The organism is Mitsuaria sp. MSU3D (assembly GCF_056867975.1).
The window spans coordinates 844,434-860,223 of sequence record NZ_CP200314.1; the positions used below are offsets into that span (position 1 = coordinate 844,434).

Annotated in this window: 30 protein-coding genes; 6 read left to right on the forward strand and 24 right to left on the reverse strand. The window is 67.7% G+C overall.

Going from position 1 to position 15,790, the window contains the following annotated elements; translation table 11 throughout:
* Nucleotides 1-216: 216 nt before the first annotated feature.
* From AC1VNM_RS03765 to AC1VNM_RS03875, 23 genes are all read right to left on the reverse strand, one after another.
* Entirely contained in the window at nucleotides 217-1,200 is a 984-nt protein-coding gene (locus AC1VNM_RS03765) for a tyrosine-type recombinase/integrase (protein WP_483105903.1), read from the reverse strand.
* A complete protein-coding gene (locus AC1VNM_RS03770; RefSeq protein ID WP_483105904.1) occupies nucleotides 1,197-1,430 on the reverse strand; it encodes a DUF4224 domain-containing protein in 234 nt (77 codons plus the stop codon). The genes AC1VNM_RS03765 and AC1VNM_RS03770 overlap by 4 nt, the downstream gene beginning before the upstream one ends.
* Nucleotides 1,427-2,059, reverse strand: coding sequence for a J domain-containing protein (locus AC1VNM_RS03775; RefSeq protein ID WP_483105905.1), 633 nt, complete (start codon nucleotides 2,057-2,059; stop codon nucleotides 1,427-1,429). The genes AC1VNM_RS03770 and AC1VNM_RS03775 overlap by 4 nt, the downstream gene beginning before the upstream one ends.
* Nucleotides 2,056-2,316 (reverse strand): hypothetical protein, encoded by a 261-nt coding sequence (locus tag AC1VNM_RS03780; RefSeq protein WP_483105906.1) that lies wholly within the window; start codon nucleotides 2,314-2,316, stop codon nucleotides 2,056-2,058. The genes AC1VNM_RS03775 and AC1VNM_RS03780 overlap by 4 nt, the downstream gene beginning before the upstream one ends.
* A 2-nt stretch (nucleotides 2,317-2,318) precedes the next feature.
* On the reverse strand, nucleotides 2,319-2,480 hold the full coding sequence (locus AC1VNM_RS03785) for a hypothetical protein (RefSeq protein WP_483105907.1): 162 nt from the start codon (nucleotides 2,478-2,480) through the stop codon (nucleotides 2,319-2,321).
* Nucleotides 2,477-3,262, reverse strand: a complete 786-nt coding sequence (locus tag AC1VNM_RS03790; protein ID WP_483105908.1) for a hypothetical protein — start codon at nucleotides 3,260-3,262, stop codon at nucleotides 2,477-2,479. Before AC1VNM_RS03790 ends, AC1VNM_RS03785 begins: the two co-directional genes overlap by 4 nt.
* 34 nt (nucleotides 3,263-3,296) lie before the next feature.
* Nucleotides 3,297-3,746: a crAss001_48 related protein gene (locus tag AC1VNM_RS03795; protein ID WP_483105909.1), complete on the reverse strand. Its 450-nt coding sequence runs from the start codon at nucleotides 3,744-3,746 to the stop codon at nucleotides 3,297-3,299.
* 29 nt (nucleotides 3,747-3,775) lie between these two features.
* On the reverse strand, nucleotides 3,776-4,828 hold the full coding sequence (locus tag AC1VNM_RS03800; RefSeq protein ID WP_483105910.1) for an RNA-directed DNA polymerase: 1,053 nt from the start codon (nucleotides 4,826-4,828) through the stop codon (nucleotides 3,776-3,778).
* A gap of 287 nt (nucleotides 4,829-5,115) precedes the next feature.
* A complete protein-coding gene (locus AC1VNM_RS03805) occupies nucleotides 5,116-5,478 on the reverse strand; it encodes a four helix bundle protein (RefSeq protein ID WP_483105911.1) in 363 nt (120 codons plus the stop codon).
* A gap of 21 nt (nucleotides 5,479-5,499) precedes the next feature.
* Complete coding sequence (locus AC1VNM_RS03810; RefSeq protein ID WP_483105912.1) at nucleotides 5,500-5,967, reverse strand: Lcl C-terminal domain-containing protein; 468 nt, start codon at nucleotides 5,965-5,967, stop codon at nucleotides 5,500-5,502.
* A 34-nt stretch (nucleotides 5,968-6,001) separates the two neighbouring features.
* Entirely contained in the window at nucleotides 6,002-6,427 is a 426-nt protein-coding gene (locus tag AC1VNM_RS03815; protein ID WP_483105913.1) for an Lcl C-terminal domain-containing protein, read from the reverse strand.
* Between the two features lie 130 nt (nucleotides 6,428-6,557).
* A complete protein-coding gene (locus tag AC1VNM_RS03820; RefSeq protein ID WP_483105914.1) occupies nucleotides 6,558-7,205 on the reverse strand; it encodes a 3'-5' exonuclease in 648 nt (215 codons plus the stop codon).
* A 105-nt stretch (nucleotides 7,206-7,310) separates the two neighbouring features.
* Nucleotides 7,311-7,568 (reverse strand): hypothetical protein, encoded by a 258-nt coding sequence (locus AC1VNM_RS03825; RefSeq protein WP_483105915.1) that lies wholly within the window; start codon nucleotides 7,566-7,568, stop codon nucleotides 7,311-7,313.
* An 840-nt stretch (nucleotides 7,569-8,408) separates the two neighbouring features.
* On the reverse strand, nucleotides 8,409-9,275 hold the full coding sequence (locus AC1VNM_RS03830) for a YqaJ viral recombinase family protein (protein WP_483105916.1): 867 nt from the start codon (nucleotides 9,273-9,275) through the stop codon (nucleotides 8,409-8,411).
* On the reverse strand, nucleotides 9,272-10,210 hold the full coding sequence (locus AC1VNM_RS03835) for a recombinase RecT (protein ID WP_483105917.1): 939 nt from the start codon (nucleotides 10,208-10,210) through the stop codon (nucleotides 9,272-9,274). Before AC1VNM_RS03835 ends, AC1VNM_RS03830 begins: the two co-directional genes overlap by 4 nt.
* Before the next feature lie 22 nt (nucleotides 10,211-10,232).
* A complete protein-coding gene (locus tag AC1VNM_RS03840) occupies nucleotides 10,233-10,448 on the reverse strand; it encodes a hypothetical protein (RefSeq protein WP_483105918.1) in 216 nt (71 codons plus the stop codon).
* A complete protein-coding gene (locus AC1VNM_RS03845; protein ID WP_483105919.1) occupies nucleotides 10,445-10,666 on the reverse strand; it encodes a hypothetical protein in 222 nt (73 codons plus the stop codon). The genes AC1VNM_RS03840 and AC1VNM_RS03845 overlap by 4 nt, the downstream gene beginning before the upstream one ends.
* On the reverse strand, nucleotides 10,663-10,878 hold the full coding sequence (locus AC1VNM_RS03850) for a hypothetical protein (RefSeq protein ID WP_483105920.1): 216 nt from the start codon (nucleotides 10,876-10,878) through the stop codon (nucleotides 10,663-10,665). Before AC1VNM_RS03850 ends, AC1VNM_RS03845 begins: the two co-directional genes overlap by 4 nt.
* Complete coding sequence (locus AC1VNM_RS03855; protein ID WP_483105921.1) at nucleotides 10,875-11,213, reverse strand: hypothetical protein; 339 nt, start codon at nucleotides 11,211-11,213, stop codon at nucleotides 10,875-10,877. The genes AC1VNM_RS03850 and AC1VNM_RS03855 overlap by 4 nt, the downstream gene beginning before the upstream one ends.
* Complete coding sequence (locus tag AC1VNM_RS03860) at nucleotides 11,210-11,734, reverse strand: Lcl C-terminal domain-containing protein (protein WP_483105922.1); 525 nt, start codon at nucleotides 11,732-11,734, stop codon at nucleotides 11,210-11,212. Before AC1VNM_RS03860 ends, AC1VNM_RS03855 begins: the two co-directional genes overlap by 4 nt.
* 140 nt (nucleotides 11,735-11,874) lie before the next feature.
* On the reverse strand, nucleotides 11,875-12,156 hold the full coding sequence (locus AC1VNM_RS03865) for a hypothetical protein (RefSeq protein ID WP_483105923.1): 282 nt from the start codon (nucleotides 12,154-12,156) through the stop codon (nucleotides 11,875-11,877).
* Entirely contained in the window at nucleotides 12,156-12,410 is a 255-nt protein-coding gene (locus AC1VNM_RS03870) for a hypothetical protein (RefSeq protein ID WP_483105924.1), read from the reverse strand. Before AC1VNM_RS03870 ends, AC1VNM_RS03865 begins: the two co-directional genes overlap by 1 nt.
* Complete coding sequence (locus tag AC1VNM_RS03875; RefSeq protein WP_483105925.1) at nucleotides 12,407-13,138, reverse strand: helix-turn-helix domain-containing protein; 732 nt, start codon at nucleotides 13,136-13,138, stop codon at nucleotides 12,407-12,409. Before AC1VNM_RS03875 ends, AC1VNM_RS03870 begins: the two co-directional genes overlap by 4 nt.
* A gap of 72 nt (nucleotides 13,139-13,210) precedes the next feature.
* On the opposite strand from AC1VNM_RS03875, the gene AC1VNM_RS03880 reads away from it, so the two are divergent.
* The gene (locus AC1VNM_RS03880) at nucleotides 13,211-13,435 is read left to right on the forward strand and encodes a transcriptional regulator (protein WP_483105926.1); all 225 of its coding nucleotides are present in this window, start codon (nucleotides 13,211-13,213) and stop codon (nucleotides 13,433-13,435) included.
* Between the two features lie 3 nt (nucleotides 13,436-13,438).
* The gene (locus tag AC1VNM_RS03885; RefSeq protein ID WP_483105927.1) at nucleotides 13,439-13,729 is read left to right on the forward strand and encodes a hypothetical protein; all 291 of its coding nucleotides are present in this window, start codon (nucleotides 13,439-13,441) and stop codon (nucleotides 13,727-13,729) included.
* A gap of 11 nt (nucleotides 13,730-13,740) precedes the next feature.
* Here the strand turns inward: AC1VNM_RS03885 and AC1VNM_RS03890 are convergent, their stop codons facing one another.
* The gene (locus AC1VNM_RS03890) at nucleotides 13,741-13,875 is read right to left on the reverse strand and encodes a hypothetical protein (protein ID WP_483105928.1); all 135 of its coding nucleotides are present in this window, start codon (nucleotides 13,873-13,875) and stop codon (nucleotides 13,741-13,743) included.
* A gap of 190 nt (nucleotides 13,876-14,065) precedes the next feature.
* Here AC1VNM_RS03890 and AC1VNM_RS03895 point away from each other — a divergent pair, with 190 nt between their 5' ends.
* From AC1VNM_RS03895 to AC1VNM_RS03910, 4 genes are read left to right on the forward strand one after another with little or no spacing between them, the layout of a single operon-like run.
* The gene (locus tag AC1VNM_RS03895) at nucleotides 14,066-14,416 is read left to right on the forward strand and encodes a hypothetical protein (protein ID WP_483105929.1); all 351 of its coding nucleotides are present in this window, start codon (nucleotides 14,066-14,068) and stop codon (nucleotides 14,414-14,416) included.
* Nucleotides 14,413-14,817, forward strand: coding sequence for a helix-turn-helix domain-containing protein (locus AC1VNM_RS03900; RefSeq protein ID WP_483105930.1), 405 nt, complete (start codon nucleotides 14,413-14,415; stop codon nucleotides 14,815-14,817). Before AC1VNM_RS03895 ends, AC1VNM_RS03900 begins: the two co-directional genes overlap by 4 nt.
* Nucleotides 14,814-15,503 (forward strand): HNH endonuclease, encoded by a 690-nt coding sequence (locus AC1VNM_RS03905; protein ID WP_483105931.1) that lies wholly within the window; start codon nucleotides 14,814-14,816, stop codon nucleotides 15,501-15,503. Before AC1VNM_RS03900 ends, AC1VNM_RS03905 begins: the two co-directional genes overlap by 4 nt.
* Entirely contained in the window at nucleotides 15,500-15,760 is a 261-nt protein-coding gene (locus AC1VNM_RS03910; protein ID WP_483105932.1) for a hypothetical protein, read from the forward strand. Before AC1VNM_RS03905 ends, AC1VNM_RS03910 begins: the two co-directional genes overlap by 4 nt.
* The last annotated feature ends 30 nt before the right edge of the window (nucleotides 15,761-15,790 follow it).

The following is a 15,790-nucleotide window of genomic DNA, read 5'->3' on the forward strand; positions in this document are numbered from 1 at the left end:
CTTCGCGGCTTCGGCGGCTGACGTCTCGAGCCACAAGTGCTTGATCTGCATGGCCTGCCCGGAGGGACTCGAACCCCCGACCTGCTGCTTAGAAGGCATGCGCCGTATCCTGCATTGGCGCGGCCTGGCGGCTGATTCGTCAAACTCCGAGGCGCTGATCTAGGCCGCATTCCATCGAGTGTCCCGGCGTCCAGTTAGACGCCAATCAGACGCCGTTCAGCGTGCGGGCCGGGCCTTGCGTGGCGCCTTGCCGTCGACGTAGTGCTCGGTCATCCTGATGGACTTGTGCCCGAGCAAGTCGCGTGCGGCTTCCAGGCCGTCGCCATCCCGGGCGTCCATGCCGGCGCGGCCGCGCAGGTCATGGATGTGCAGGTCCTCGATGCCGGCGCGCTCGCACGCGCGCACCCAGGCGCTACGGATGCCGGCGTAGCGGTACCCGGCGCCGCTCTGCGTCTTGAGCACGTGGCCGATCTTGTCGCTGCGCGCGCAGGCCTCGATCGCAGCCTTGAGCGCCGGGCTCCACTGGATCAGCAGCCGCTCGCCGGTCTTGCCCTGCTCGACGAGCACACCGGAGTCGGTGACGTCCTGCCAGCGCATCTTGACCAGGTCGCCGATGCGCTGGCCGGTGAGCAGCGCGAGGTCGATCATCTGCACCAGCGCCTCACCATTCCGTGACTGCAGCAGCGCCGCAGCCTTGAGCGCGCGGATCTCGTCGTCGGTCACCAGGCGTTTGCGGCCGGCGAGCGTCTTGGTTGGGACGTTGTCCACCGGGTTGAAACCCTCGCGCAGGCCCTCCAGCGCGGCGAACGACAGCACCTGGCGCAGCATGGTCCGGTGCATGTTGTAGGTACGCGGCGTGGCGGCGAAGGCCTTCAGGTAGGCGGCTGCGACCGGTGTGGTGACCTGCGCCGGCGCGAAGTCGGCGAAGGCCTCGGCCATCACCTTGGACAGACGCTCCTGATCCTTCTTCGTCTTGGTGGTCCACTCGCCGTCCTTGGACTCCACCCAACGCCCGATGACAGCTGGCATGCCGTCGCGCTCGTTGTCGGACTTCAGGTGCGCGGCCAGCGCCGCATATAGAGCCTGGGCGCCGTCGGAGATGCGGCATAGCCGGATCCACTTCCGGTCCAGCGTGACGAAGTAATACGCCCCGTGCTTGGGGTAGACACGGGGCGGCAGGCCGGAGGCTTTGCGGATCATGCGACGGCGCGTAGGCGCGGTTTGACGGGGCGCAGCGCCGGCGTCGTCTGGTGAGGCTGATGGCCGGCGCAGACGGCATCGTAGTGCGCGCGCTCCAGCACCACGTGGCCGGCGGCGTTGCGCCGCGCGCGGTGGAAGCCCTGAGCCGTCAGCTCGGCGAGCTGGGCCGCGGGCTGCTTGTAGCCGGTCAGCTCGACGATCTCGGCGGCGGACAGAAGTAGCGTGGTCATGCCTTCCTCCACGGCGTCCTGCGGTTGAACAGGCTGGAGATCGGGTTGAAGGCCGGCATGGTGCCGGCGGTGGTTGCGCTGGGCGTGAATACTTCCGCCGGCATGCTCTCGTAGTCGTCCAACTTCTTCATGATGGCGGCGTTGATGAGCAACCCGGTTTCCATGACCTCGATCTCCGCATGCAGCGTCGTGATCCGGTCCTGCAGCAGCATCTCGACCAGGTTATCCCCCTGCTTCACGCGAACGCGTCCGAGCTTCTTCTCCAGGCTGCGGATGCTGAGCCGACGAGCGGCCAAACCTGCGTCGAGGTCGAATCGCACGCGGCGGACGGTGTCGCGCGCTGCCGCGATCACATCGTCCGCATCGAGGCAGCTCCGCAGCATCTGGATCAGCGTTCGGTGCGCCTGCTCATCGATCGACGTCTTCTCGACGTCTTCGCCGGTCGCGTCATAGGCCGCACGCCGCTCCGCATCGCCCAGGATCTCGTACGCGCGATTCACCGCCTGCTGGCGCTCTTTCGAGCCACCCGGTTTGTCGGGATGAGCGGCAGAGCTGGCTCGCCGCCATGCGCGCTTGATCTCGACGGTGGACGCGTCGCGCGCGACGCCGAGGGTGTCGTAGTGGCTCATGACGCAGCAAGCTCCCGTGCGCCGGCCTGCAGCCGCAGCGCAGCGTCCGCCAGCGCCGGATTGATCGCTTCCTCCAGCAGCTCCGCCTGCCGCTCGTTGACCTCGGTCTTGGAGCGAGCCGCCGGCGCGTCTTGCGCGCGCGACTGGATTTCACCCAGCTGCCACGACAGGATGCCGCGATTTCTGAAGAACCAGGCCACGGTGGTCGCCGCGTCGATCACGTCCTTCGGGATCTCGCTGGGGTCGATGGTGCGCATGGTCACGCCTCCTCCAGGTCTTCGATCACCTGCTCGACGGCTTCGCGGGGCAGGCAGTAGTCCGAGGAAACGGCCGCCACCGCCTGGTCGGAGGTGGCCCCGTCCTCGAGCTGACGGAAGAGCTCGCGCTCGAGCTCCACGCGGGGGACGATGGGGCTGATCATTCGACGGGCGTCAGCGACGGACGGTTGGAGCGGCCGCGCTTCTTCTTGGGCTCGGGCGGGACCTCGGACGCCTCCTTGTTGATGCCGGCGGCCTCGTTGGCGGCGAAGGCGTCGGCGGCGGACTGGACCGGCTTCCACACGTGCTCGCACTCAGGGCACCCACGGCCATCCTCGCCTTCGTCCGAGGTGTCCTCGCAGCCGCATTGCGGGCATGCATGGTTGACCTGGTTGAACAGCGGGTGATCCTTCTCGAAGGCCTGCGCGCTGCCGTCGATGGCCTCCTCCTTCGGCTCTGGCGCGATCAGTTTGATCGGCACCTCCTGGCCCAGCATCATCAGCAGCAGGCCGCCATATTCGGCGTCGACGTCGTCGGTGCTGACGATGAAGGACAGTTCGCACGAGCCGCCTTGGAACGGATCGAGCTTGAACTTCGACACCGAGCAGTTGCCCAGCGCGATCGGGTCGTGCTCGTCGATCCCGTGGTCGATGTGCAGCACCCAGCCCTCCAGCTTCTTCACCGCGAGCGGGATGACACCGAGGCCCACGGTGCGCAGCAGAGGCGTGTTGTCGATGCCTGCGATCTGCTCCTGGCCGTCATCCGGCGCCGAGTACAACGCGTGGCGGAAGTCGTAGGGCTTGCCGAACAGATCCAGGATCGTGTTCGGGCCGGTGATGCGGAAGCCGAGCGTGACGGCCGGCACCTTCTCGTCACCGTGGTGCTCGGTGCGGTCGGTCTTCTTCGCGAGGACCGCCTGGGTCCATTCGGTGAGCTGGAATTGCATCGCGGGGATCTCCTGTTGGTTGCGATCGGTCAGGTCAGACGCGGTGGTGATCGGGCGGGAAGGCCTCAATGCGATCGCTCAGCGTGTCGTGGTAGCGCTCCATGTGGTCGCGCTGATCGCAGAGACGGGTGCGCTCGTCGATGTGCAGCGCAATGAACGCCGGCGACCTGATGAACGTCTGGAGCTTGATGAGCTTCTCGCCCAGCTCGGCGGCCTCGAGGCGAACGCGCTCCTGGAAGGTGCCGCAGGGCCGGTAGGTCTTGTCGAAGACATCCGCCGGCGACCAGCTGATGTAGCCGGCGTGGCGCGGGTCGTTGGCCTTGCCGCCGTCGGTGTACTCGACCAGGTAGCCGCGCTCGCCCATGTCCTCGTCGACGGGCGCGTTCCAGCCGCGGTAGCGGTTGTATTCGCCGCGCGTCATGGGATGCGCCTTCAGCGTCTTGGTGCCCTGGTAGATGGGCATCGCGGTGGTGTCGATGGTCACGCGGGTCTCCCGTTGGAGTGGTTGAGGAATCAGATCTTTCGCAGCCCGGCGCTGACGCTGCGCCCGCGGCGGCGGACGGCGTTGGCGAGCTGGGCGCGGTCGTGATGGCTGTGGCTGGCCTGTCCGAGCAGGCCGAAGTAGCTGTTCGCGGTCTGCATCAGGTCGTCGGGATCGACCTCGGCGACGCGGCGCAGCGCCGCAACCAGCGTGCGCGGCCTGGTCGTGCGGCGCCATGGCCGGATGACATGGCCGACGAAGTCGATGCCGCGCGCCACGGGCTGCAGGATGGTCTTGCGCGGGTTCAGGCGCAGGCCCAGTTCAGCGAGCCGGACCTCGATGCGCCCGCGCGCGGCGACGAGCCACGACGCGTCCTCGTGCAGCAGCACGAAGTCGTCGACGTAGCGGATGTAGTGCGGCGCCCGCAGGCGGTGCTTCACGAACTGGTCGAGGTCATCGAGCAGCACGTTGGCGAAGAACTGCGAGGACAGGTTGCCGATCGGCAGCCCGTGGCTGGCCGGCGCGTTGAAGAGGCTCTTGTGCGGCGGGACCAGCGCGAGCTCGCGGCGGCTCCCGCGCACGTCGACGTCCTCGCGCGGGTCGTGCATCAGGATGGTCTCGGCCAGCGCCATCCACCACGGCTCGTGGATCCGGCGCGCCAGCTGCTCCAGCAGCACCGTCTTGTCGATGCTCACGAAGAAGTTGGCCAGGTCGCACTTCAGGTACGAGACCGGCTGGCTCCAGTTGCGGGTGATGCTGCGCACTTGGTGCTCCAGGCGCCTGGCCGCGTAGAGCGTGCCGCGCCCGGGGATGCATGCGCAGCTGTCGGCCACGAAGGCGGCGTGAAAGCGCGGCGCGGCGTGGTTGTAGAGCAGGTGATGGACGATGCGATCGCGAAAGCCCGCGGCCCACACCTCGCGCGGCCGCGGGCGGGTGACGACGAAACAGATCGAGCGGCCGGGCCGGTAGGCGCCGCTGATCAGCTCCGCGTGCAGGTCGAAGAGGTTGCGCTCGGCGTGGGCCTCGAATGCCAGCGCGCTGGCGCTGTTGCGCTTCGTGCGCCGGCAATCGAGGTACGCCTGCACCAGCAGGTGGAACAGGTCGGAATCTGCGGACGGCGCGGCAGCGCTCCGCGCTGCTCTTGTGGTTGTTGTTCTGGTTGCCGTTGTTGAAGTTGCAGTTCCAGGCGTAGGAGGCGCACCAGTCGCGCTATGAAGGCTGCCGCCGCGAAGGCCGGAGCCGATCACGGTGGAAGCTGCACCGAACGCATCCGGCACGCGGGCCGAGGTATCCGTGGTGTGCATGTCGGTGGTCTCGTGGACCAGCGGCGCGACCAGATTCACTTTGCGCTCGGGCATGATGGCCGTGACCTTCATACAGCAGGCGCCCTGTTCGAGGACTTGAGCCAACCACCGGCCTGCGCGCCGATGCTGCCCAGCAGCTGCACCGACTCGCTCCAGAGCTTGGGCGAGAGGTAGCGGCTGTCGAAGCTCACGCGCAGCAGCACCTCGACCGCGCGCTTGCGCGTCAGCAGCTGCTCGATGTGCCGGGCGCGCTCGGCGCGCTGCGACGCATTCGCCAGCGCCATCAGGTCCAGCATCTCCACGCAGTGCTGCATCACCTTCTCGCCGAGGGAGCGCTTCACGTCGCGGGGCATCTGGACCTGCGCACGCACGGCCAAGCTCAGCAACTGTGAGCCCGTGCGATAGATCGGCAGGTCGTGGTGCAAGGCCATGGTGGTGGTCAGCTCAAAGGATCAAAGGACCGAAGGATTCACTCTGCGGACGGCGCGGCAGCGCTCCGCGCTGCTCTTGCGGTAGCCGCTCTGGCCGCCGTCGGTGAAGTTGCAGAACCAGGCGGAGGAGGCGTTCTCGTGCTCCTCGCCGGACCAGTACCACGCGGCCTCGAACTGCGCCTTGCAGTTGGCGTAGAGCAGCGCCTGCTCCTGGCGAGTCGGAAGGGCGCCTCCGACGTCATCGGCCCACTTCATGGCGTCGACCCAGTTCAGCGGCCCCAGTGGCTTCTGCGCCATCAGCACGAGGTGGTGGCTCAAGGTGCCGTTCTCGTCCAGCACCGCGCCGGCGTAGTGCTCGCCCGGGCGGAGATCGATGGTGATGGCCGGCAGCGTCAGGCTGCGCGGCTGGGGCTGACTCTTGAATTGCTCGATGCGCGCGCCGAGGCGCTCGTGGTCGGCGACCAGGTCGTCCAGGGTGATCAGAGACATGTGCGTGCTCCCTGTGGTTGAAAGGATTGAAGGATCAATCGGCGAGGTGAATCAGGCGGACGGCGCGGCAGCGCTCCGCGCTGCTCTTGCGGGTGCCGTCCTGGCCGCCGTCGCTGAAGTGGCAGTGCCAGGCGGAGGAGGCGTGTGCGTCGTTGCCGGTGTCGTCGCTGAGGACGTCGGCGGTCCAGTACCAGTCCGCCTCGAACTCGGACTTCAGGTTCGCGTAGAGCAGGGCGGCGACAGGGCGCGTCGGCAGCAGGCCGCCGGCCTCGGTGGCCCACTCGGCGGCTTCGGTCCACGACATGCGCTCCTGCGCCTTGTTGGGCAGCAGGATCACGGCTACGTGCTGGCCGGCCTTCGTGGTGGACAAGCCGGCGAAGATGCCGCCAGCGAGCTGGGCTCCGACGGCCGGCAGCTCGGCCAGGCGGACGGTGTTGGTGGTCGTCTCGGTCACGTTCACGGTGTTTCTCCTGATGGAGCGTTGGGAAGAAAAGCCCCGGAGCCGAAGCCCCGGGGAAAGCCGCGCCCGGCAACAGGGAGGGAAACTGCCGCCGGATAGGCCGGCACCAGTGGGCGCGGGAGGGAACTGGTCAGGCCTCGGCCTGGTCGACGGCGGTAACGCGTTCGCGAACGCCGTCAGCGATGGCCCAGTGCACAGCGATGCACGCCTTCACGTCGACCAGCGCGTTGTGCGCGCCCTCGAGCTTGCGGCCGGTGAAGAACTCGAAGGCCTCGGCCAGCGTCGGGGACTTCGGATGGTTGCGGCGCGCTGCGAGCATCTTGGGAGTCGGCGGAAGCTTGCAGATCGGCGTCGACGCCGTTTGCGTGCAGCGCGCCGGACCCGCCTTCCACGCGTCCGCCTGTTCGTGATCGGCGTAGCGCATGAGGGCGATGCGCACGATGCGCATGTCGAAGGACTCGTTGTGGGCCAGGCGCCCCCCCCCGGATTTGCAGGCGCGCTGCCACAGCGACATGAAGCGCTCGACTGCCTCGGCTTCAGGGATGCCCTCGGCCAGCGCGATCTCGGTCGTGATGCCGTGGATCTTGGCGACGTCGTCGGGGATGGCCCAGCCGTTGGGCTGGATGATGACGCACATGCCCTCGAGTTCTTCGCGGGTCTCTTCGTCGATCAGCACGGCGGCGAGCTGCACCAGGTGGGGCTGGCTCGGGTCTTCGCTCGGCACGCTCCAGTTGGGCAATCCGGTGGTCTCGGTGTCGTAGGCAAGGATCAGGCTCATGGTGTGGTCTCGGTCGTGGTGGGAATGGTGGGAGGCGCCCTTTGCCCGGCAGTGCTGCCCGGTGCGTCCGGGGCCTTCACCGGCTACGTCGCGCCGTCCCGTTGATCAGTAGGGCGGCGTTGCGCCCTGAAGCGCGCGCGCGGCTTTGGCGTCGAGGCGGCGCTGGCGACGCGCCTCCCACTCGGTGGGCGTCTGCATCGGGTACTGCAGCGCCGGAACGTCGCCGAGGATGAACAGGGAGGTGAGCTGCTGCAGCGCCTCGCCGAAGGTGAGCGGGCCCGTCTCTCGGCCGTACTCGTCGACGACGTTCACTCCCATGCCGCGCTCGGCGTCATGGCCAAATTCGATGGTGACGCGACGCATGGTCAGGCCGCCTCGGTGGCGTTCTCTTCCACGGCCTGCACGTGGGCGCGGATCGCGGCGCAGATGGCCTTGAAGTCGCCCTCGCGGTACAGGCGCGCCGAACGGTCCTTGTGCGCGACGAAGCCCAGGACTTCCAGGAAGTCTGCGCCGACGGTGAAGCCCAGACGCTCGCAGATCACGCCCAGCTTCAACGACGCGGGCTCGGCGGCCGGAGCACGGCGGACAGCGCCGACGCCGCGCACGGGCGTCGAGATCGGGGCAGCGGCCGGCATGGCAGCAGGAGCCGCCGCCGGCGCCGATGCTTCGGCCTGAGCCTTCTCAGCCGCCAGGCGTTCGTTCTCGATGCGCTGCAGTTCCTCTGCTCGGATGCGCTCGCGCTCCTGCTCCAGGCGCTTGGCCTCCGAGTCCTTGTGCTGCGCGATGCGCGCGCCGACGCCGGCGGTGAAGTCCTCGGGCTGCTTCAGCACCAGCACGGCCAGATCGGGGAACAGATGCTCGAAGCCGGAGGCTTGCGTCTTGAACGCGGCCTGGTTCGTGCGCACGCCGCGGGCCGTGGTGTCTAGTGCGATCTTGGTCTTCGCCAGCAGGGCGTCCAGCGCGTCCTGCTTGCTGGCGATCGAGCGCAGACCTTTGATGGCGCCGGCGAAGTCGGCGATTGGCGCGGGCAGCACGGCCGGGGACAACTCGGCGTTCAACGTCTGCATGTGCTCGAAGAGCGCCGCGCGCGCGGCGGCCACGGCGTCCTCGTTCACGCGGTCCTTACGGACCTTGATCACCTTGGACAGATCCAGGCGCACGGTACGCGCCTCGGCGCTGATCTCGTCCATCGTGCGGAACAGCTCATCGATGCTGCTGGTCTGACTCAGCGCGTGCTGCTTCGCCGCGGCGATGCGCTCTTCGATGTCCTCGCACCACTTCACGGCCTTGTCCGCGTCCGCGAAGTCCTTGTCGGTCTTCAGGTCCCGGTTCACGGAGGCGATCGCGCTCAGCGCGGTCTTCTTGAACTCGACCAGGTTGCTGGCAGTGACCTTGCCGGTGACCTCGATCAGCAGCGCCGGCAGCGACTCCGGCGCCTTGCCGACCGGGGGGCTCGACAGCTTCGGGCGCCACGTAGGCCTGCAGGTCCTTCGCGAACTGCTCCCAGCCCGCGACGATCTCGGCGCGCAGCGCGGCGTCGGGGTAGTACCAGCAGTGCTGCTCTTCGACGAGCTCCTCGCCGTTCCACTGGCTGGCCATGAACAGTACGCGCTCGCCGCCGCTGATCAACAGCTGCTGCTCCATCTGCATGCGGTGGTAGACCGGCAGGAGCCGGCAATCGCGGTCCTCGGCGTCGCCCATCGCCTTGAAGCACTGGCGCAGATCGTTGTTCAGCGCCTTGTGCTCGAAGCCCTCGCGTTCGTCGAGCGTCAGACCATCGAAGCTCGCGGACAGCCGGTCCAGCGATCCCGTGACCGGGTACAGGTCCTGACCGATGAATTCCTCGGCCAGCGGGCGGGCCAGCGCTTCGGCGCGGTGGCCATTGTCGTAGCGCTTCTGGGTGCCGACGTCGACCTCTGGCGTGAGGCCGGTGTGCATCTCGCGCAGCAGCTCGGCGCGAGTCTTGTAGGGCGACACGCCCATCATGGCCGGCGCATCGCTGGCGTTGAAGTGCTGGGCGCGATAGGCGAGCCACTCCGGGCTGCCCTGGATCAGGTTGTGGATCTTCATTCTTGGCTCCCATCGGTGTCGTCCATGGCGTTGGCGAACTCCTGCTGTTCGGCGGTCAGCGCCTGCGCTTCTTCGACCTGGCCAAGCTTCAGAATCTCGGCCTGCTGCTCTCTGCTGAAGGTCGCCTTCGTCTGAAGCATGGCGAGCAGGTCCGGCGCGGTCTTGCGACCGGACTCAACGACGTTGCGCCAGCCCGGCAGGTTCTTCTCGAAGGCGTCCTGTTGATACGCGGGCAGGTCAGGCTTCGGCGCCGGCGTAACGATGGCGGCCGCCTCCTCTTGGTCGTCGGCGCTGGAGCGAAGCTCGTCCGGCGAATAGACGCCGAGCATCACGTCCGGAGCGTGCAGGCGTCCCCAGCGCTTGGCCGCGAGGTAGGCGAGCTGCTGGCGCGCATCGGTGATCCAGTTCGGCGAGTTCCGAACACTGCCAACCTGCGCCATGCTGACGCGCAGCTTCCGCGTCTTCGTCTCTCCGGACAGTCGCGCAGAGACTTCACACCAGTGATTGGCGCTGTTGTCGGCCTTTCCGCCGGTGCCGTCCCAGCCCTCTGCCCATTCGTAGTCGATGCGTGAAGCGAGCAAGGAGGACGAGTTCAGGGCCGCCACGATGAGCTGGGACTCGTAGCCCAGGACGCCGTTGACCAGGTGGGTCTTCTGCGCCACGGCGTTGTGGTCGAAGCCCCAGCGCATGGCCTGCCCAATCACTGCGGCGCAGTCGCCGATGTTGCCCTGCAGGTGCTTCGGGCAGGTGACCCTGCCAGAGGCCATCACCTCGGCCAGTCGCAGGACCTTGTCCAGCATGTCGTCGGCCAGCAGGTCGCGCGTGCTGAAGCTAGGCGGCTGTCGCAGCAGTTTTTCGAATTCGCTCTCCTGCTGTTGCGCGGCAACGGTTTGAGCGGAAGCCGCAGAAGTGGCGGCCATGGCGGTCTGATTCATCAGGTTCTCCGGATTGAAGGGTTCAGAGGGAGTCCAGCCAGGCGCCCAGCGCCCACGCCAGCAGGATCAGCGCGACCCCGGCAACGGTTGCGATTCGGTCGGCGCGCTTCGAGGGCGCGTCCGGCGGCGTGAGGTGGTCGGGGTCGCACATGGACATGTCCGGCTGCGGGCAGGCCCACTCGGCGGCGTCATCCATCGCAGCGTGGTCCGGCTGCGCGCGGGGACGATCGAGCGTCATGGCGCGCGCCTCACGCAGGCGCACGGCAGGCCGAGCGACTCGAATGCGATTGCGGCGGCCGCGCTGCTGGAGCGCGCGACGACCGTGTGCTCGACGCGGCGACCGCCGACACGCGCCGACACCGTGAACTCACGCAGCCGATCGGCGATGCAGCGGTCAAGGTCGGCTTCAGTGCACGCGCCGGGCGCGGGCAGCCCCTGATGGAAGACGGTGCTCATTCCGGGGCCTCGACATCTTCGAGAGCAGCCTGGCGGATGGCCGCGACGACGTCCGGCGCGGCCTCTTCGAGCAGCTTCTTCAAATCGAAGCCGCTGCCGAGTTCCTCGAGGATCTTTTCCGCCTGCTGTTCGGTGACGGTGATGCCGATGTCGAGCTCGCGGTAGCCGGGCTGGATGCTGTCGACTTCTTCGACGGTGAAGGTGAGCTTCATGCTGCCACCTCGCAGCGCTGATGCGTCGGACCCCAGTCGCCCACCGGCGCGAAGCGCGCATCGGCGAGGATCTCGTCCGCGTGCTTCACGACCAGCGCCTCGAGCTTGTTGCGCGTCGCGAGCGCCATGCGCTGCGCGGCGATCTCCTGCTCGCGCGCGGCGATCTCGGCGCGGGTGTGCTCCTCTCGCTGCTGCGTCGTCTCAGCCTCGGCGCGCAGCGCGCGCTGCTCCACGGCCTTCGCGCAGTACTCGCCCCGCTGGCGGTGGAACGTCACCAGGTCGCGCATCGTCTCCACGATGGCGATCGGCAGCGTGACGGCAGCCGCGGCGCTCACAGCACGCCGCCCACGTCGTTGCACACCGCCAGCAGCGCCTGCGCCGCACTGCGCAGCTCGCCGACGCGCTCAGCCGTGGCCTTCGCGGCCCCGGCCAAAGGATCCAAGGATCCAAGGGGCAATCTGCGGACGGCGCGGCAGCGCTCCGCGCTGCCCTTGTGGTAGCTGCCCTGGAGGCCGTAGTGGAAGGTGCAGAGCCAGGCGTAGGAGGCGTCAGCCTCGTGCGTCTCGTTCGTCCAGTACCACTCGCGGGCGAACTCGCCGCGCGCGACCTGGAACAGGTGAGCGGCCTCGGGCCGCGTCGGCAGATCGCCGCTCGCGTCCTTCGCCCAGTCCATGGCCGCCTGCCACGTCTTGGCGCCCGTCGGCTTCGCGTCCAGCAGCACCAGCGCGTACAGCGCGCCGTCGGTGGCCGTCATCACGCCGAAGTACTTGCCCTCGACACCGGGCCAGCCCTCGCCGAGCGCCGGCAGGCTGTTGATCGTCAGGCCGGCCGCGCCGGCATTCGCTTGCTGTTCCATCTGCCCTCCAAGTGCGCCGGGGTGGCGCGTTGGAGAGAATTATTCGACAAAGAATACGGAAGCGCAAGCGCAAAAGAATATGACTGGTGAAAAAAATGCCCGCAAGCATGGCGGGCATTCGACAGCGCGGCGATGTGCCCCTACTTGTCGATGCACCTGAAGGTCAGGGCCGCACTGCCGGTGTGCACGAACGGCACCGCGTTGCGCGTCTTTGCGTCGATCGTCTCGAAGGTCTGGCCCTTGGCCTCGCAGAAGGCGGCTGCCTCGCGATAGATGTCGGCCTTCACACCTTCCGGCGTGCCGAACATGCCGGCCGCGCTCTGCTTGGCGATGTGGAAAGTGTCTTTGCCCATCGGCGTGACGCCGGTCGACGCGCAGGCCGCCAGCAGCAGCGCCAAGCCGGCGCTCATCAGCTTTTTCATCATCCCTCCTCGTTGAAAACTCGCTTCATGGTGCCATGCAGCAGCGTGGCGGCCATCGCCGCGGCCCAGGCCGGATTGCGGTGGGCCTCGCCGCAGGAGTTGTAGAAGAAGTCGCGGTTGGACTTCATGACGGCGAAGCACACGCCCTGAATCTCACCCCGCTCGGCCTCCTCGAGGAGGGCGCGCAGGCAGCGCACGGTGTCGTGGGACACAGGCTTCTTGAGCTGCACCAGGCGGAACGGACGCGCCCTCACTTCGTCTTCCTTTCGGTCCGTGCGCCGCCGCCTGGGCTGCGGTAGATCGGCTGCGTGCCCGGCTCCTCGTTGGGCGGCCGGACCAGTCTTCCCGATGAAGTCTCCTGCGTCGATTTCCATGACGTCTCCTTTATGCCCTGCAGCGCTGCGACCATCGCGCGCCGCTGGGGGAGGGTCATGGTCATGGACGCAACTGCAAGCTCTTGCAGGGTCTTGGAGACTTCGTGATCTACGTCCGACGAATCCCAACCTTTGGGGGTGGCGCTCTGTCGCGCCGGTGACGCCGGCAGTTGCACGGAAACGTCGAGTGTCGCCAGGGCGTCGATGGCTGACGCGAGCCTTTCTATCGGCCCGCGCCTCAGTAGGTGTGCGACCTGCTGAGCGATCAGCTCACGGTCTTCGTCGCTGGTGCTCTCGAGCGATCGGGCCAGCAGCATTGCTACCGAGCCGACGGACAGCGTCACATGCGAATCTGCGGGCTCCACTTCTGCGCCTGAACCGCCATCCCAATCCGGCTCGTCGTCCGTGACGAGCTCGAGCCACGCAGCCGGCACTCGCAGAGCCCGGGCGATCTTGGCGATCGCTGCCGTCTCGAACGAGTCGCCTCGCTCCAGCTTGGAGATCGAGGATTGACCGATGTCGGCAGCCTTGGCCAGGTCGGCCTGGCGCATCCCGCGCTTCTCGCGCGCGAGCTTCAAGCGGCGCCCCAATGTGTCTGCTTCCCTCATGGGTGGATTTAATCGCACTTGCATATTCCCAAAGGCCTGCGACAATAGTCCTGAAGGAATATGGAGCGACCCATGGAAGCCAAGGACTACGTGACTGAACTGATCGGAGCCGGGCTGACGCAGGTCCAGATCGCCGAGCGGTCCGGCATCCCCCAGCCGACGATCAGCAAGGTCTATCGCGGCGACGTCGACGACGTCCTCTCGCGCAACTACCGCCGCCTGCAGGACCTGCACACCGCTGTGATGGCGGAGCGCGCAGCGCAGGGGGCAGCCACCGCCGACGCCTCCGAGGGCTGATCCGTGCCGGAAGTCGTCGCACCGACGGACGCCCAGGCGGAGGACGCCTCCTATCGCGCCCGGTGGGAGTCGGAGATCCGCCGCGAGCGCTGGCGCTGGGCGTCGCACAAGCCGTGCGCCGACTGCGGCGAATGGATCGGCCACTGGGGGGGCGGCGTGGAGCGCGCGCCGTGCAGCCTGATCCCGCTGAACGTGCCGCTCGAAGAGGTACGGCCTAACTGCTTCGTCGTGCGCCGGCACTGGATCGGTGACGCGATCCGGGCGGCGTGCGAGCGGCGAGGCGAGGGGACCTGACCCATGCGCTCTCACCTCCACCTCCTCAGTTCGGCGGCCAGCTCGGGCTCGCCGGCGGCGGCCAGGCGTCGCGCGACCAGCTCCATCACCAGCAGCACCTTCGCATACGCCCAGTCGGCCTCGGCCGGTGTCATGTCTCGCTTCATTCGTCGCTTTCCAGTTGTGCCCTCCCGTCGCTCCGCCGTCTCGGCGGTGGCCTCCGTTCCAAGCGGTGGTGCGGCGGGCCGGGTGCAACTGGAAGGTCTGACCCATCGAGCCTTCACTGTCTGCGGACCTCAACCGGTGCATCAACCGGTGCAGCGTTCGTCTTCCACCAACCCGTTCAAGGAGGCCACCTTGCAACAAGCCACCCTGACGCTGCTCGGGCGCATCGACGCGCCCGCAGTCGTCCCTCCGTCTCTGCTCAAGCAGATCCGCAACTACCGCGCCGCCGTGCGCCTGTGCTGGACCCTGCGTCGCGCCAAGGGCCTGAAGGTCACCGACCTCGGCCGCGACCACGGCTTCACCCGCCAGCACGTCAGCGACTACCTCAACGACGACGACCTGCCCACCCGTCGCAGCCTGCCCGCCGAGCAGATCCACCGCTTCGAGGACGTCTGCGGCAACACCGCCATCACGCAGTGGCTCGCCGCGCGCCATCGCTTCACGCTCCTCGAGGAGATGCAGGCGGAAAGGGCGGCGTCATGACCGCCGTTATGGATGGCGTCGGTCGCGAGATCCGCAAGCGTCGAGTGGAGCTCGACATCGCGCAAAACAAGGTCGCCAAGGAGGTCGGCATCAGCAACTCGTATCTCAGCGAGATCGAGAGTGGGCACCGCCGCGTGAACCTCGATCTGATGACCAGGATTGCGCATGTCCTGCAGACCACGGTCGCGGCGCTGATCGGTGATGGCCAGCACGCCGCGGCCGAGAAGACCGTGCAGGTGGGCCTGCGCGACTACTTTGCCGCGCATGCGCTCCCCGCAGTGATCGAGCGCACCTGGTTCGACTTCGACTACGAGCCCAAGCCGGGCTTGAACGTCATCGAGAACCACGCGGTGCTGGCCTACGAGCTCGCCGACGCGATGCTGAAGGCGAGGGCGTCATGACCAAGAGCCGCGGAATCCTGGCGCCGCGCAGGCCTTGGACTGAGCCCGAGCTCGAGCTGCTGCGCAGGAACTACGCAGACAGCCGCACCGAGGACATCGCGGTCGCGCTCGATCGAACGCCGTCGACGGTCTACCAGCAGGCGCGCCGCCTCGGGCTGCAGAAGTCGGTGCAGTGGATCGCGGACACGGCGCGCGAGCGCTCGACGCGCCCAGATCACGGCGGCATCAAGTCGCGCTTCGTGAAGGGACAGCAGTCCTGGAACAAGGGCTTGAAGGGTGTCGTCGGCGTGCAGGAGGCCTGCCGCGCCACGCAGTTCAAGAAGGGCCGGCCGCCGCAGGAGGCGCGCAACTACAAGCCCGTCGGCAGCCTGCGCGTCACCCGCGACGGAATTCTCGAGCGGAAGATGACTGACGACCCGCTGGTGTACCCGGCGCGTCGCTGGACATCGGTCGCGCGCCTGGTATGGGAAGAGGCCAACGGCCCGATCCCGGGCGGCCGCCTGGTGCGCTTCAGGCACGGCATGCACACCGTCGACGTCGAGGAAGTCACCCTCGATCGCCTCTCCCGCGCTGAGCACATGCGCACCCACACCTTCCACCAATACGGCCCTGAAGTGGCCAGCGTCGTGCAGCTGCGCGGCGCCATCACGCGCCAGATCAACAAGCGCGCCAAGGAGTCCACATGAACAAGAGCATCAGCGACCTGCGCGAAACGCTGTTCGCGACCCTGGAGGCCGTGAAGAGCGGCGAGCTGGACCTGGACCGGGCCAAGCAGATCAACGAGGTCGCCAAGACCATCGTCGAGACGGCGAAGGTCGAGGTCGATTACGTGCGTGTCGCCGGAGGAGGCGAATCCAGCTTCATCGACAGCGCGGTGGGGAAGACCAACCTGCCGCAGGGCCTGCCGCAGAACTCCGTCTTCCAGCACCGCCTGCAGGGCTGACGCCCGCGTTCCCACCACCAGCAGGGCGCC

Excerpts from the sequence above, each read along its gene's own strand:
- AC1VNM_RS03845 (WP_483105919.1), bottom strand. The coding sequence starts at position 10,666 with ATGAGCACCGTCTTCCATCAGGGGCTGCCCGCGCCCGGCGCGTGCACT.
- AC1VNM_RS03810 (WP_483105912.1), bottom strand. The coding sequence starts at position 5,967 with ATGTCTCTGATCACCCTGGACGACCTGGTCGCCGACCACGAGCGCCTC.
- AC1VNM_RS03910 (WP_483105932.1), top strand. The coding sequence starts at position 15,500 with ATGAACAAGAGCATCAGCGACCTGCGCGAAACGCTGTTCGCGACCCTG.
- AC1VNM_RS03825 (WP_483105915.1), bottom strand. The coding sequence starts at position 7,568 with ATGCGTCGCGTCACCATCGAATTTGGCCATGACGCCGAGCGCGGCATG.
- AC1VNM_RS03820 (WP_483105914.1), bottom strand. The coding sequence starts at position 7,205 with ATGAGCCTGATCCTTGCCTACGACACCGAGACCACCGGATTGCCCAAC.
- AC1VNM_RS03765 (WP_483105903.1), bottom strand. The coding sequence starts at position 1,200 with ATGATCCGCAAAGCCTCCGGCCTGCCGCCCCGTGTCTACCCCAAGCAC.
- AC1VNM_RS03770 (WP_483105904.1), bottom strand. The coding sequence starts at position 1,430 with ATGACCACGCTACTTCTGTCCGCCGCCGAGATCGTCGAGCTGACCGGC.
- AC1VNM_RS03785 (WP_483105907.1), bottom strand. The coding sequence starts at position 2,480 with ATGATCAGCCCCATCGTCCCCCGCGTGGAGCTCGAGCGCGAGCTCTTC.
- AC1VNM_RS03890 (WP_483105928.1), bottom strand. The coding sequence starts at position 13,875 with ATGAAGCGAGACATGACACCGGCCGAGGCCGACTGGGCGTATGCGAAG.
- AC1VNM_RS03905 (WP_483105931.1), top strand. The coding sequence starts at position 14,814 with ATGACCAAGAGCCGCGGAATCCTGGCGCCGCGCAGGCCTTGGACTGAG.
- AC1VNM_RS03875 (WP_483105925.1), bottom strand. The coding sequence starts at position 13,138 with ATGAGGGAAGCAGACACATTGGGGCGCCGCTTGAAGCTCGCGCGCGAG.
- AC1VNM_RS03830 (WP_483105916.1), bottom strand. The coding sequence starts at position 9,275 with ATGAAGATCCACAACCTGATCCAGGGCAGCCCGGAGTGGCTCGCCTAT.
- AC1VNM_RS03775 (WP_483105905.1), bottom strand. The coding sequence starts at position 2,059 with ATGAGCCACTACGACACCCTCGGCGTCGCGCGCGACGCGTCCACCGTC.
- AC1VNM_RS03790 (WP_483105908.1), bottom strand. The coding sequence starts at position 3,262 with ATGCAATTCCAGCTCACCGAATGGACCCAGGCGGTCCTCGCGAAGAAG.
- AC1VNM_RS03880 (WP_483105926.1), top strand. The coding sequence starts at position 13,211 with ATGGAAGCCAAGGACTACGTGACTGAACTGATCGGAGCCGGGCTGACG.
- AC1VNM_RS03835 (WP_483105917.1), bottom strand. The coding sequence starts at position 10,210 with ATGAATCAGACCGCCATGGCCGCCACTTCTGCGGCTTCCGCTCAAACC.
- AC1VNM_RS03850 (WP_483105920.1), bottom strand. The coding sequence starts at position 10,878 with ATGAAGCTCACCTTCACCGTCGAAGAAGTCGACAGCATCCAGCCCGGC.
- AC1VNM_RS03805 (WP_483105911.1), bottom strand. The coding sequence starts at position 5,478 with ATGGCCTTGCACCACGACCTGCCGATCTATCGCACGGGCTCACAGTTG.
- AC1VNM_RS03860 (WP_483105922.1), bottom strand. The coding sequence starts at position 11,734 with ATGGAACAGCAAGCGAATGCCGGCGCGGCCGGCCTGACGATCAACAGC.
- AC1VNM_RS03900 (WP_483105930.1), top strand. The coding sequence starts at position 14,413 with ATGACCGCCGTTATGGATGGCGTCGGTCGCGAGATCCGCAAGCGTCGA.
- AC1VNM_RS03865 (WP_483105923.1), bottom strand. The coding sequence starts at position 12,156 with ATGAAAAAGCTGATGAGCGCCGGCTTGGCGCTGCTGCTGGCGGCCTGC.
- AC1VNM_RS03840 (WP_483105918.1), bottom strand. The coding sequence starts at position 10,448 with ATGACGCTCGATCGTCCCCGCGCGCAGCCGGACCACGCTGCGATGGAT.
- AC1VNM_RS03780 (WP_483105906.1), bottom strand. The coding sequence starts at position 2,316 with ATGCGCACCATCGACCCCAGCGAGATCCCGAAGGACGTGATCGACGCG.